12 protein-coding genes and 2 pseudogenes are annotated in these 13,245 nt (G+C 70.3%); 7 read left to right on the forward strand and 7 right to left on the reverse strand.

All coding sequences use genetic code 11. The features are described 5' to 3' along the window. Nucleotides 1-17 precede the first annotated feature (17 nt). Nucleotides 18-797 (forward strand): class I SAM-dependent methyltransferase, encoded by a 780-nt coding sequence (locus OHT57_RS05275; protein WP_328744853.1) that lies wholly within the window; start codon nt 18-20, stop codon nt 795-797. Here the strand turns inward: OHT57_RS05275 and OHT57_RS05280 are convergent. Further along, a complete protein-coding gene (locus OHT57_RS05280; protein WP_328744855.1) occupies nt 775-1,626 on the reverse strand; it encodes a class II fructose-bisphosphate aldolase in 852 nt (283 codons plus the stop codon). The genes OHT57_RS05275 and OHT57_RS05280 overlap by 23 nt on opposite strands. A gap of 8 nt (nt 1,627-1,634) precedes the next feature. Further along, complete coding sequence (locus OHT57_RS05285) at nt 1,635-2,519, reverse strand: SIS domain-containing protein (protein ID WP_328744857.1); 885 nt, start codon at nt 2,517-2,519, stop codon at nt 1,635-1,637. Between the two features lie 222 nt (nt 2,520-2,741). Between OHT57_RS05285 and OHT57_RS05290 the strand changes: the two genes are divergently transcribed. From OHT57_RS05290 to OHT57_RS05310, 5 genes are all read left to right on the forward strand, one after another. Further along, on the forward strand, nt 2,742-4,562 hold the full coding sequence (locus OHT57_RS05290; RefSeq protein WP_328744859.1) for a glycoside hydrolase family 15 protein: 1,821 nt from the start codon (nt 2,742-2,744) through the stop codon (nt 4,560-4,562). A 134-nt stretch (nt 4,563-4,696) separates the two neighbouring features. Further along, nucleotides 4,697-5,572 carry a PhzF family phenazine biosynthesis isomerase gene (locus tag OHT57_RS05295; protein ID WP_328753124.1) on the forward strand — a complete coding sequence of 292 codons (876 nt, stop codon included), beginning with the start codon at nt 4,697-4,699 and terminating at the stop codon, nt 5,570-5,572. A gap of 349 nt (nt 5,573-5,921) precedes the next feature. Continuing rightward, on the forward strand, nt 5,922-7,754 hold the full coding sequence (locus OHT57_RS05300; RefSeq protein WP_328744861.1) for a hypothetical protein: 1,833 nt from the start codon (nt 5,922-5,924) through the stop codon (nt 7,752-7,754). Nucleotides 7,755-7,771: 17 nt separating this feature from the next. Continuing rightward, nucleotides 7,772-8,179 (forward strand): hypothetical protein, encoded by a 408-nt coding sequence (locus tag OHT57_RS05305; protein ID WP_328744863.1) that lies wholly within the window; start codon nt 7,772-7,774, stop codon nt 8,177-8,179. Nucleotides 8,180-8,229: 50 nt separating this feature from the next. After that, nucleotides 8,230-9,006, forward strand: coding sequence for a hypothetical protein (locus tag OHT57_RS05310; RefSeq protein WP_328744865.1), 777 nt, complete (start codon nt 8,230-8,232; stop codon nt 9,004-9,006). A 45-nt stretch (nt 9,007-9,051) separates the two neighbouring features. Here OHT57_RS05310 and OHT57_RS05315 read toward each other — a convergent pair. Beyond that, nucleotides 9,052-9,279 (reverse strand): annotated as a pseudogene (locus tag OHT57_RS05315) (hypothetical protein); the annotation flags it as partial. On the opposite strand from OHT57_RS05315, the pseudogene OHT57_RS05320 reads away from it, so the two are divergent. Next, nucleotides 9,264-9,455: pseudogene (locus OHT57_RS05320) on the forward strand (hypothetical protein); the annotation flags it as partial. The pseudogenes OHT57_RS05315 and OHT57_RS05320 sit on opposite strands and share 16 nt — an antisense overlap. A gap of 86 nt (nt 9,456-9,541) precedes the next feature. Here the strand turns inward: OHT57_RS05320 and OHT57_RS05325 are convergent. The 4 genes from OHT57_RS05325 to OHT57_RS05340 are packed head-to-tail and all read right to left on the reverse strand — an operon-like array spanning nt 9,542 to nt 13,219. Beyond that, on the reverse strand, nt 9,542-10,141 hold the full coding sequence (locus OHT57_RS05325) for a hypothetical protein (protein ID WP_328744866.1): 600 nt from the start codon (nt 10,139-10,141) through the stop codon (nt 9,542-9,544). Continuing rightward, nucleotides 10,138-10,995, reverse strand: a complete 858-nt coding sequence (locus OHT57_RS05330; protein ID WP_328744867.1) for a carbohydrate ABC transporter permease — start codon at nt 10,993-10,995, stop codon at nt 10,138-10,140. The genes OHT57_RS05325 and OHT57_RS05330 overlap by 4 nt, the downstream gene beginning before the upstream one ends. Before the next feature lie 5 nt (nt 10,996-11,000). Next, nucleotides 11,001-11,939: a carbohydrate ABC transporter permease gene (locus tag OHT57_RS05335; RefSeq protein WP_328744868.1), complete on the reverse strand. Its 939-nt coding sequence runs from the start codon at nt 11,937-11,939 to the stop codon at nt 11,001-11,003. After that, nucleotides 11,936-13,219 carry an ABC transporter substrate-binding protein gene (locus tag OHT57_RS05340; RefSeq protein ID WP_328744869.1) on the reverse strand — a complete coding sequence of 428 codons (1,284 nt, stop codon included), beginning with the start codon at nt 13,217-13,219 and terminating at the stop codon, nt 11,936-11,938. The genes OHT57_RS05335 and OHT57_RS05340 overlap by 4 nt, the downstream gene beginning before the upstream one ends. Nucleotides 13,220-13,245: the final 26 nt, after the last annotated feature.

Below are 13,245 nucleotides of genomic sequence, written 5' to 3' on the forward strand. Positions count from 1 at the left end.
CGGCTACCGTGGGATGCATGTCCGATCCCTCGGTGCGCGCCTTCTACGACTCACTGGCTCCCGACTACCACCGGATCTTCGCCGACTGGAACGCGAGCATGACGCGTCAGGCGGCGGTGTTCGGGAGTCTCCTGCAGGACGGTGTGGGGCCCGGTTCCCACCGGGTCCTGGACTGCTCGTGCGGGATCGGCACCCAGGCGATCGGGCTGGCCCTCGCCGGGCACCGGGTCGTCGGCAGCGATCTCAGTCCGGTCTCCGCCGCACGGGCGACGGCGGAGGCGGCGGCCCGCGGGGTGCCGGTGCCGACGGCCGCCGCGGACATGCGCCGGTTACCGTTCGCGCCGGGCGTGTTCGACGTCGTCGTCTGCGCCGACAACTCCGTGGCCCATCTGCTGACGGCTCCGGACGTGGAGGCCGCGCTCGCGGGCATGCGGCGGGTGCTGCGGGACGGCGGTCTCCTGGTGCTCACCGTGCGGGACTACGACGAGATCCGGCGGACCAGACCCCGCACCACACCGGTACAGGTCTCCGAGAGCTCCGACGGCGGCCGGATGATCACCGTCCAGCTGTGGCACTGGCATGAGGACGGCGAGCGCTACGACCAGGAGTACTTCCAGTTGGTGCCCGGCGACGGTGACGACTGCGCCGTCCGTGTCCGCCGTACGACCTCCTGGGCGCTGACCCGTTCACAGCTGACGGAGTTCGTGACCGCGGCCGGTTTCGTCGACGTCCGCTGGCATGATCCGGGGGACTCCGGGATCTACCAGCCCGTCCTCACCGCCCGAGCATCCCGATGATCCGCCGGGCCGCCTCGGCCATCGCGTCCCGCCCGACGCTCAGGTACTTCCGTGAGTCCACCGCCTCGGGGTGAGCCGCCAGGAACTCCCGGATCGCGCCCGTCATGGCGATGTTGAGCGCGGTGCCCACATTGACCTTGGCGATGCCGCCCTCCACGGCAGCGGTGAGTTCGTCGTCGCGGACTCCGGAGGACCCGTGCAGGACGAGGGGAACGTCCAGGGTGCCGGCCAGGCGGTTCAGGAGGCCGTGGTCGAGGGTGGCGCTGCGTTCGGTCATCGCGTGCGCGCTGCCGATGGCCACGGCGAGGGCGTCGACGCCGGAGTCGGCGACGAAGGTGCGGGCCTCGGCGGGGTCGGTGCGTGCCCCGGGGGCGTGGGCGTCCAGCGCGGGCACGCCGTCCTTGCCGCCGACCTCGCCCAACTCCGCCTCGATCCACAGGCCTTGGGAGTGCGCCCAGTCGGCTGCGGCTCTGGTGGCGGCGAGGTTCTCGGCGTAGGGCAGCCGGGCCGCGTCGTACATCACGGAGCTGAAACCCGCGTCGGCCGCCTGCCGGAGCAGCTCGTCGCTCTGGACGTGGTCCAGGTGCAACGCGACGGGTACGGCGGCGCGTTCGGCCACGGTGACGGCGGCACGGGCGAGCGGGTGGAGGCGGCCGTAGCGGAACTTGACGGCGTTCTCACTGACTTGGAGGACGACGGGCGCCTTCAGGGATTCGGCGCCGGCGATGACCGCCTCGACGTGTTCCAGGGTGATGATGTTGAAGGCGGCGACGGCGGAGCGGGCGGCTGCGGCGCCGGTGACGAGTTCGGCGGTGGTGACCAGGGGCACGACGTCTCCTAGGGGCGGGCGAGGATCACCGAGCGGGTGAGGTGGCGTGGCTGGTCCGGGTCGAGACCGCGGGCCGCCGCGACGGCCACCGCGAGCCGCTGCACGCGGACCAGTTCGGCCAGGGGGTCGAGGATGCCCGGCACCCATGTCCCGCCGGTCTCCCGCACCTGTTCCGCGAGCCCTTCCGGCGCTTCGCCGAGCATCCAGGTGGCGGTGCCGTGGGTGGTGATGCTGATGGGGCCGTGCCGGTACTCCATCGCCGGGTACGCCTCGGTCCAGGCGAGCGAGGCCTCGCGCATCTTCAGCCCGGCCTCGTTGGCCAGCCCCACCGTCCAGCCCCGGCCGAGGAAGGTGAACTGCGTGCAGCCGACGAGCCCTTCGGGCAGCGGGGTCGCGAGTGCGGTGCGGGCGTCGGCGACGACGCCGGCGGAGTGCAGGCCCAGGTGGGCGCGGAGCAGGGTGAGGGCGGTGGTGGCGAACCTCGTCTGGACCACGGACTGTTCGTCGGCGAAGTCGAGGACGACCACGTCGTCGGCGACTGCCATGACGGGGGTCGTGGGGTCGGCGGTGAGGGCGGTCGTGCGGGTGCTCCCCTTCACCTGCCGAAGCAGGTCGACGACCTCGGTCGTGGTACCGGAGCGGGTGAGGGCGACGACTCGGTCGTATGTGCGCCCGTACGGGAACTCCGACGCGGCGAAGGCGTCCGTCTCCCCCAGCCCCGCGCCCTCACGCAGCGCCGCCACCGCCTGCGCCATGAAGTACGAGGTACCGCATCCGACGATGGCGACCCGCTCCCCGGGCGCCGGAAGCACGCCTGCGTGCCGCGCCGCCTCCGTCGCCGCCCGGGTCCAGCATTCCGGCTGACTGGTCAGCTCGTCCTCGACATGGGTCATGCCGCACCTTCCGTCCATCTGATTGTTCTTGCAAGATATAGCGACCTTTCAAGCATAATCAAGCATTCGAGCGCAGCGAGGTGCAGTGAATACCGGCGCGTAGGCGTGGCGGGCGGTCGTGCGCAGTGCCGTACGGGGTCGTCGAGGCGGTCCTCGTGACTGAGGGCCGTTCCCAGGACATCCGTGGCCGATCCTGCTTAGGCTGATCCGCAGGAGGCTGCGATGAGCGGATCACGTGGGAACGACACGGGCTACCTGCCGATCGCCGAGCACGGGCTGATCGGCGATCTGCGCAGCGTGGCCCTGGTCGGGACCGACGGCACGATCGACTGGTACTGCTGCCCGTCCTTCGACGCGCCGAGTGTCTTCGCGTCGATCCTGGACGCGGAGCGCGGCGGCCGGTTCGAGCTCGCGGCGGCCGTGCCCGCGCGGACCAAGCAGTTCTACTTCCCCGACACCAACGTCCTGATCACCCGCTTCTACACCGAGGACGGGGTGGGCGAGGTGCAGGACTTCATGCCCGTCGACGGCGGCACGGTGGAGACCGAGCGGCACCGGCTGATCCGCCGGGTGGTGTGTGTCCGCGGCTCCATCCCGTTCCGCACGCGGGTGGCGCCGCGCTTCGACTACGGCGCGCAGCCGCACACCCTCCGCATGGTCGGGGACGTCGCGGTTTTCGAGTCCCCCAAGCTGTCCCTCGGGCTGACCGCCACCGTGCCCCTGGAGACCGAAGGGCCGGACGTCCGCGCCGACTTCAAGCTCTCCGAGGGCGAGTCGGCGGTGTTCGCGCTGGACCAGGTCGGCGGCGAGGTGACCCCGCGCCGGTGTGCGCGCACCGAGGCCGAGGAGCAGTTCAACAGCACGGTCGCCTACTGGCGGCACTGGCTGTCCGCCTCCAAGTACCGGGGCCGCTGGCGGGAGATGGTTCACCGCTCCGCCCTCACCCTCAAACTGCTCACCTACGCGCCCACCGGCGCCATCGTGGCCGCGCCGACCACGAGCCTGCCCGAACAGCTGGGCGGCGAGCGCAACTGGGACTACCGGTACGTGTGGGTGCGGGACGCCGCCTTCTGTGTGTACGCGCTGCTGCGGCTCGGCTTCACCAGCGAGGCCGAGCAGTTCATGGATTTCCTCATCCGGCACGTCAGCCCGGAAGGCCACGGCCCCTCGGGGCCCCTTCAGATCATGTACGGCATCGACGGCCGCACCGATCTGACGGAACGTGAACTCCCGCATCTGGAAGGGCATCAGGGCTCCGCGCCGGTCCGGGTCGGCAATGCGGCGGCCGACCAGCTCCAACTCGACATCTACGGCGCCCTGATCGACTCGATCTACCTCTACGACAAGTGGGCCAAGCCGATCTCCAGCGGCCAGTGGGACGACGTGTGCACCCTCGTGGAGTGGGTGTGCGGGAACTGGGACCAGCCCGACGAGGGCATCTGGGAGACCCGCGGCGGCCGCAAGAACTTCCTGTACTCCCGCCTGATGTGCTGGGTGGCGATCGAGCGGGCGATCCGGATGGCCAACCGGCGCGGTCTGCCCGCCGACCTCAACCGCTGGCGGGAGTGCCGCGACACGATCTACCGGCGGATCATGCAGCGCGGCTGGTCCGAGACCCGGCAGGCGTTCGTCCAGCACGAGGACGGGGACGTGCTCGACGCGGCCGTCCTGATGATGCCGCTCACCAAGTTCATCGCGCCCACCGACCCCAAGTGGCTGTCCACGCTGGACGCCCTGACCCAGGAGCTGGTGTCGGACTCCCTCGTCTACCGCTACGACCCGCTGGCCAGCCCCGACGGGCTGCGCGGCGACGAGGGCACCTTCTCGATCTGCTCGTTCTGGTACGTCGAGGCCATGGTGCACGCCGGGCGGATCGACGAGGCACGCCTCGCCTTCGAGAAGATGCTCACCTACGCCAACCATCTGGGCCTGTATGCCGAGGAGATCAGTCACACCGGGGAGCAACAGGGCAATTTCCCGCAGGCGTTCACCCATCTCGCCTTGATCAGCGCGGCGTTCAACCTGGACCGGGCCCTCGGCTGACCCCGTGGGACCCCATGCGCCTGGTACGAGGGGGACGGGGCGCCGTGACCAGGGCGTCGACCATGGCCCGTACGCGCGTCTCCGGGAGCCGCCGGGCCGGAATAGCCGCGGCCCTCTCCCATGTTGCGGCGAACATGACGACGAACGCGCCCCAGCCCGAGGTTCTGCGCTACACCGCCTTCTCCAGCGACCCCGAGGGCGGCAACCCCGCAGGTGTCGTCCTGGACGCGACCGCCCTGGCCGACAGCGACATGCTGGCCATCGCCGCCGAGCTCGGATATTCCGAGTCCGCGTTTCTGACCGCGGCGCCGGAGGGTCTCGACGGCCCGGAGGGACGGGTGTTCCGCATCCGGTACTTCAGCCCCAAGGCCGAGGTGCCGTTCTGCGGGCACGCGACCGTCGCCACCGCCGTCGCGCTGGCCGAGCGGATCGGCCCCGGCGAGCTGGTGTTCGCGACCCGCGCCGGGACCGTGCCGGTGGAGGTGTTCGAGGAGGGCGGGACGGTCAGGGCCACACTCACGAGCGTCGAGCCGCACGTCGAGGAGATCGCGGACGGGGACCTCACGGAGGCGCTCGCCGCGCTCGACTGGGCCGCTGCAGATCTCGACCCGGCCTTTCCGCCCCGTGTCGCGTTCGCCGGGGCCCGCCATCTCGTCCTCGCCGCGGCGACGCGCGCACGCCTCGCGGATCTGGCGTACGACTTCGCGCGCCTCGAAACCCTGATGCACCAACTGGACCTGACCACCGTCCAGTTGGTGTGGCGGCAGTCGGCCACCGTCTTCCACGTCCGGGACCCGTTCCCCGTCGGCGGTGTCGTCGAGGACCCGGCAACCGGTGCCGCAGCGGCGGCTTTCGGTGCGTACGCCCGTGAGCTCGGCCTGGTCCCCGGGGACGCCGTCCTCACCCTGCACCAGGGCGAGGACCTGGGCCGCCCGGGCGAGCTCACGGTGACCCTCAGCGCGGGCGACCCGCGGGTGCGTGTCGGCGGCGCCGGGGCCCGCATCAACTGAGGCTGCGGCCAGGACGCCACGGACGAGACCGGCCGGTTCGGCGGGTTCCGTCCGTGGCGTCGCCGTCGTGGGCCGTGGAGTCGGTGAGGCGATCCGTGTCGAGGCCCGGCAGGTGCACGTTGTGACGGGGCGAGCGCCACGGCCGTAGCAGTCCCGCCGGACCCGGACCAGGCTTTGGGCCGCCTTTCATTCCATCGGTGCATGTGGTGGCCATGGCCGTCCGCCAGAGGCCGCGTCAGCCCTACCTTTGCCGTCTCAGCAACCCTCGACACCGGAGTGACGGACCGGCGTTCTCGTCATTCCGCCGACCGGGGAGACGACGGAGCATCGGGGGAACGACGTGTCTGGCGTGAGCCTTCCGCAACACCGCTACAGCCGCACGGAAGCCACACGACTGCTGTGCGCCGGCGTGTACCAGGACGCCGGCTTCCGACGGCAGGTCATCGATGAGGTACTCGACCACCGTGAACGGCCGGTGGCCCCGCCCAACGGCGTCGACATCCTGCCGGTCCTCTCGCACGCCCTGCGGGTGACCTCGCAGGAGGCACGGGCCTCGCTGCTCATGCTCGCTGCCTGGGCGGGGTTCTTCCTGTCCGACGTGATCATGTTCTGGGACCGGCTCTCCGACCGCTGGGGCGACGGTGCGGATGTGCACTTCGGCGATGTGCTCACCGCGTTCTTCCAGGGCGACGACCAGCTGACCGACGGCAGACCCCTGCCATGGTCGGTTCTCTACGCACTGGTCGCCCTGGCGTTGTGGTTCGCCCGCACGGTCGGCTCAGGCGGCTCGGCCGCCCGTTCGGCGGGACTGCCCGACCCGGTGGCCAAGGCCGCCGACCGAGCCGGCACGATGGTCTCCCTCGGCGCCTGGCTCCTCACCCTCTACTACTGGTACTCGTACGTCTCCGGACTGCTCGGTGGCCACGCCCAGACTCCGTACCCGCTGCTGTTCCCGCTCGTGATCGCGCTCATCGCCTGGTGGTACCAGACCTGGCAGCGCACGTCCCTCTGCCGGCTGCTGACCCGCTGGACGTTTCCCACCGCCACCCAGCCCGCGCTGCCTCCGGGCCCCCTGTTCGAGATGCTGCGGGACGATGTGCAGCGGGAGCAGGAGGCATCGCTGACCCTGTACGACGTCGACAGCCCGTCGTTCGTGGGGCTGGGGGAACAGGGCGCCCCCTGGTCGTTCGCGATGGAGTTGCGCAGGCGCACGCCGCAACCCGGTGACCACGACGCTCCGGGCCTCGGCTCCGGCGGCGCTCTGCCGCGCCAGGCCGGTGGTCCCCTCACCGCGGACTCGGCACTCGCCATGATCGAGCCACAGTTGACGGGCCTGCGCGAGTCCGCCGCGCGCAGCGGCAAGGACCGGCTGCGAGATCTGGAGATCGACCGGTTCGTCTACCTCCCGGGCGGAGTGGCACGCGACGAGGACCTGGAGATCGGCGGTGTCCCCGAACCGGACGCGCTCCCCCAGGACCCCGGCCGACGCCACGGTCTGTCGGTCTACGACCCCGCCCAGGTCGCCGCCCACCGGCGGGAGGCCGTCGACGAGGGCGGCGAGGGCCGGCGGGTGTTCCTGCGGATCCGGGTCGGCGCCTGGCGTGAACAGGTCGTGGTCACCGTCCTGGTCCGGGTGCACACCCAGGGCCGGATGCTCGTCCTCGAAGTGCTGCCGTTCGTCCTCGGTCCCGTCCGCAAGGAGTTCCGCGCGGTCGACGCCCTCGTGGAACGGCTCCCCGAGACCTGGGCCCGGGGCGCGTTGCGCGCGCTGCGGGACGCCCCCTCGATCGGGGTCGACACCGGCATCGGGGGCCTCGCCACCCTGCGCAACACCGTCGCGACCAACTGGTCGGTGCGGGAACCGCCGCCGGACGTGCCGCGGGTCTCGCTGCGTGTCCTGGCGAGCCACAAGCGGCTGTCGGCGTTCCAGCGGATGGACAGCACCCGCTATGTGAAGACCATCCAGGAACGGATCGTGAACGGGGTCCGCGAGGCCCTGAAGGCGCACGGCTACCGCACCGAGGAGTTCGAGCAGCACGTCTACCAGCTCAGCGGCGGCAGCGTGTTCATCAAGGACATGTCCGGCGGCGCGGTCGCCACCGGCAGCCACGGCAGCGCCACCCACAACGGCTCGCCGCCCCCGCCTTCTGCTCCGCCGGCCCATGCCGACCACACGCCATGAGATAAGGAACGCGGCACATGTCGAACAGCGAACAGAGCACTCCGGAGCAACAGCCCGGCAGCGGTGGCGTGAGTATCGGTTCGATGAGCGGGGGATCGATCGCCACCGGCAGCCACGGCAGCGCGACGTCGTACAACACCACCGGTGCCGGACCCGACCCGCTCTACGCGCACCTCGTCTCATCCATTCGCGAGTTGCGCGGCGCGCTGCCGCCGGTGGCCGGCCGCAGCGCCGAGGACGAGACGCTCGACGGTGAACTCGCCGACGCCGAGGCCGAGATCGTGGCCACCGGTACGGCCGACGCGAACCGGCTCACCCGGTTGCTGGGCGGGGTGCGGGGCTGGCTGGGTTCCCAGGCCGCCGCGGCCGGCGCGATCGCCTCGGCCACCGCGGTCGTCCAGGGCATCGCCCAACTGCTCGGCTGACCTGCGCAGCACATCCGATGACAGGCACGAGGACACGGGGGACGGCGACGATGAGAGTGTTCGACACCGAGCGGCAGGAGTGGTCCGCTTCGCGCCGTGAACGCCTCTTCCACACCGAGCGGTATCTCGACCTGTCGCGCCAGCAAGCAGTTTTCCAGCGCACGGCTGTCGTCCTGGCGGTGTGCGGGGTGTCCTTCGGCGCGTGGGCCCTGGGCTGGAAGGACGAGCCACAGCCCTACCGGCCGCCGGTCCAGGAGGCTCCCGTCGATCCGGGCGCCTCCGAGGGCGCCACGACGGCCGACCCCGAGCAGTCCGCGTCGACCTCGGCCGCTCCCCCGGCGGGCTACGAGGTCCTGGATGACGCCCAGGGCTTCCGCATCGCTGTGCCCGAGGGATGGACCCGCAGGAGCCAGTCGTCGCAGTTCGGCATCGACATCGTCGAGTACCGCGGCCCCGACGACATCCGCAGGATTCAGGTCTTCCAGGTCATGGAGGCCACCGCGCGCGAGTCGGTGGTGGAGTCCCAGAAGGCGACCAGCAAGCTGGACGGCTACCAGGAGATCCATGTCCAGGATGTGACGGACCCGTCCGGGAGCGAGGCGGCCGAGCACGAGTACACGGCCGACGAACTGAGCGGTGAAACCGCCACCGGTGCCAACTACCACGTCATCGACCACCGGTTCCAGGCCGAGGACGGCGAGAGGTACGCGCTCATCGTGTACGGCTCGCAGACGGACCAGGCCGACGCCGAACGCGAGTTGCTCGACACGGCCCGAGCCTGGTTCTGCCCGCCGTACACCCAGTGCGCGGCACCAAAGACGCCCTGATCCGATCCCGAATGTTCGGAGTCGGTCCACGGCGGTGTCCGATCGTCAGTGGCCGTGGTCGCCCGAGGTCTCGTGAGCGGCCTCACCGGGAGCCTCCTCCACGGCCGTCGCTCCTCCCGCCCGGACCGTGAACGCAGCGGTGTGCACCTTGCCCTCGTGCTTGAAGTCGAGGAAGAGCCGGTAGGTGCCGCTGCTGGGTGCTGTTGCCGTGAAGGAGATGTCCGGGCCGGGCTCGCCACCCGGGTGGACGTGGAGGTAGGCGAGGTCGCCGGACCCTGGGCACGATCCGCACCAACCTCTTCTGGGCCTTCGCCTACAACGTGGCCGCACTTCCACTGGCCGCGGCAGGACTGCTCAACCCGATGCTGGCGGGAGCGGCGATGGCGTTCTCGTCGGTCTTCGTGGTCGGCAACTCACTGCGGCTGCGGTCCTTCAAGGCAGCGAGCTGAGAGCCGGCCGGGGGCTGCTGCGAGAGCAGCCCCCGGCCGGACGCGAGTTGTCAGCGCAGTGGCCCTCCCCATGTCCTGATGGCCCGTCAGCTCCCGGGCATGACAGCCAGTCGGACATGGACGGCGGTGAGAGCCAACGCCAACGGTCCGGGCACCAGGAACGCCAGCGGCACCAGCATCCAGGCACACAGAACGGCCGTGGCCAGGGCGAGCAGCACCAGGGCGCTCCCGCCGACGTCCCGTACGGCGTCCCGGGCGGCCTCGCGCACAGCGGCCGGCCAGTCAGTGAGCGACTCGGGGCGGGCGCAGGCCCGCAGGCCCACCACAAGGGCGGCAGCACCGATGCCGGCGGCGACCGTCGCGAACAGCGGCGCCCCCGGCAGCCCGGCGCCGGCCAGCGCCAGGTCCGCCAGGAACAGCAGCGCACCGGCCAGGGCCACGGCGCCCGCCGCCAGGTCACCGGCCCGCAGCCGTCGCCGCAGGACCGCGAAGTACCGCCCCGCAGTGGCCGGTTGCCCCTCCCCGGCGCCCCGCAGCACCGCGCACGCGGCCGACATCGCGGCCGGGACCGTCACCAGAGGCAGGCAGGTCACGGCCGTTGCCAGGCCTACGCTCAGCATGTCGGCGAACAGGGTCATGCGAGGCCCGAAGACCTCACCGGGTTCACGAACAGGCATCCCGCTCATCCCTTGAGTCCCGAACTGGCCATGCCTTCCACCAGGAACCGCTGGAAGGCGAGGAAGAACAGGACGATCGGCAGCAGCGCGATCACCGACATCGCGAACATGGGGCCGAACGCCGACTGGCTGGAGGCGTCCACGAACGACCGCAGCGCGAGCGTGAGCGTGAACTTGTCCGGGTCGAACAGGTAGATGAGCTGGGTGAAGAAGTCGTTCCAGGTCCAGATGAAGGTGAAGATCGCCGTGGTGATCAGCGCGGGCCTGGTCAGCGGCAGCACGATCTGGAAGAAGCTGCGGAAGGGACCGCAGCCGTCGATGCGGGCGGCCTCCTCCAGTTCGCGGGGCAGACCGCGCATGAACTGCACGATGAGGAAGACGAAGAACGCCTCCGTGGCAAGGAACTTGGGCAGGATCAGCGGCCAGTAGGTGTTCACCAGGCCGAGCTTATTGAAGATGATGTACTGCGGGATCAGGATCGCGTGGTGCGGCAGCATGATCGTCGCGATCATGAAGGCGAACATCGGGCCACGGAAGCGGAACCGCAGCCGGGCGAACGCGTAGGCGGCGAGCGAGCAGCTGATGACGTTGCCGAGGACCGCGCCGCCCGCTATCAGCAGCGAGTTGGACAACAGCCGCCAGATGGAGACGTCGTTGACGCCCTCGAAGGCGGTCTCGTAGTTGGACCACTCCAGGTGGCGGGGCAGGAGGTCGAGGCTGGCGATGACCTCGTCGGCGGGCTTGAGCGAGGTGGCCAGCAGCCAGGCCAGCGGGTAGAGCATCACGAGAAGGGCGGCCAGACAGCCGAGGTGCAGGGCGACCCGGCCCGGGCGAACAGGCTTGCGGGATGTGGCAGTTGACATGGAGGTCATCGGTCCCCCTCGGACGCGTAGAAGACCCAGGAGCGCGAGGTGCGGAACAGCACCGCCGTGACGACACCGATGACCAGCAGCAGCACCCAGGCCATGGCGGAGGCGTAGCCCATGTGGGAGGCGACGAAGCCTCGGTCGTAGAGGTACATCGTGTAGACGAGGGTGGAGTCGGCGGGGCCGCCCTTGCCGGCGCTGACCGCGAAGGCGGGGGTGAAGACCTGGAAGGCCTGGATGGTCTGGAGAACCAGGTTGAAGAAGAGCACCGGGGACAGCATCGGCACCGTGACGGACAGGAACTGCCGCCATTTCCCTGCCCCGTCGACGGACGCCGCCTCGTACAGCTCGGCGGGGATCTGCTGGAGTCCCGCGAGGAAGATGACCATCGGGGCGCCGAACTGCCACACCGTCAGCAGCGCGACGGCCAGCAGCGCCCAGCCCGGCTTGTTCACCCAGCCGCCGGTGCCGAACAGGTTGTCCACGGTGCCGCCGTCGTTGAAGACGGCCCGCCAGACCAGGGCGATGGACATGGAGGCGCCGAGCAGCGAGGGGGCGTAGAACGCGGACCGGTAGAAGGCCTTGCCGCGTTTCATGGACTTCAGGGCGAGCGCGACGACCAGCGCGAGGGCCAGTTGGAGCGGCACGGCTATGACGACGTACATCAGGGTCGTCGTGACGGAACGCCAGTAGCGCGGGTCCTCGGTGAACATCTGCGTGTAGTTGCGCAGGCCCACCCAGCGGGGCGGGTCGAAGAGGTTGTAGTCGGTGAAGGACAGATACAGCGAGACGGCCATCGGCAGCAGGGTGAGAACGCTCGCACCGAGGACCCACGGGGCGAGGAACACCCAGGCCGCACCCTCGCGTTCACGCTTGGGGCGACGCTTCGAAGTGGTGGCCGTGGTGCGCTTCTGCCCGGTGGGGATCGCAGTGGTGGTCATGACCTCAGCTCCGCCTTCGCCTCGGTGACGTAGTTCTCGGCCGCCTCGCGGGGCGACATGCGCTCGTAGGAGACCTGGTCGTAGTCGCGCTGGAAGGTGCTCTGAAGAGCGTTGTCCCCGGACGGCGGGGCCTGCGGCGGATCCTTCAACTTCCCTTCCAGGGATGCCTGGTAGTCGGCGACGGTCTTGTCGAAGTCCTTCAGAAGGGGCGCGGTCCCCGCGCGGATCGACTCGTTGACGGGGATGCCCCGGGTGGCGCCGAGGATCTTCGCCGCGCTCTTGTCGTTGAGGAGGAAGTCGACGAGCCGGGCGGCCGCCTCGGCGTGTCCGGTGTGGGCGGAAACGCCGAGGAACATGGACGGCTTGAAGTACTGGCCGGGTGTGCCGTCGGAGCCGGACGGCATGGGCGCCAGCGCGATCCCCGTCGGAATGATCGCGAGGTAACCACTGGACGGGGCGTCCCAGTTCATGTCCGCGGTGGCCTTGCCGCGGCCGAGCGGGGTGTTCTCCACGGAGCCGTCGAGCTGGGTGGTCTGCTCGGCGGGGGAGACGGCTCCCTCTCGCCTCAACGTGTCCGCGAATGTCCACCACTTGGTGAGATCGTCGGCGGTGAAGCCCAGTTCGCCGCTCTGCGTATAGAGAGCCTTGCCCTGTCCGCGCAGCCAGACCTCGAAGGCGTCCTCGCTCTGCCCGGGGTCGGTGGCGCCGGGTTTGCCCGCCTTCTTGGCCAACTCCCTCACGGACGCGGCCCATTGGGGCCAGGTCCAGCCCGCGCGCGGGAGCGGCACCCCCGAGTCCTTCCATGCCTTGACGTCGTAGACGACGGTCTCGGTGCCCCGGCCCTGCGGGATGGCGTACTGGGTGCCGTCCACGCGGCCGGTGGCGAGCAGCCCGGAGTCGATCTCCGAGGTGCGCAGGACGGCCTTCTGCTTCGCCAGGTCGAGCAGAACCCCTCCGGAGGCGTACTGGTCGATCTGGCGGTAGTCGAGCTGCATCACGTCGGGTGCGTCGCCGCCCGTGGCCTGGACGGCGAGTTTCTGCTTGTAGGCGTCGTAACCGGAGAACGACGTCTGCACCTGTACGTCCGGGTGCTGTTTCTCGAACAGGGCGACGGCCTGCTCGGTGCGTTCCGCGCGGTCGGGGTTGCCCCACCACGTGTAGCGCAGCACGACCTTGCCGCCGCCGACCGATTCCCCGGGTCCCCCGCAAGCGGCCGCCAGCGCGCAGAGCGCGAGTGCGACGGCCGATGCGCAGAACCCCTTTGTCCTGTGTCCGGGCATGCCGAGGTCACCTCATCCCTTCCTCG

It is taken from the genome of Streptomyces sp. NBC_00285 (assembly GCF_036174265.1).
Lineage (GTDB): Bacteria > Actinomycetota > Actinomycetes > Streptomycetales > Streptomycetaceae > Streptomyces.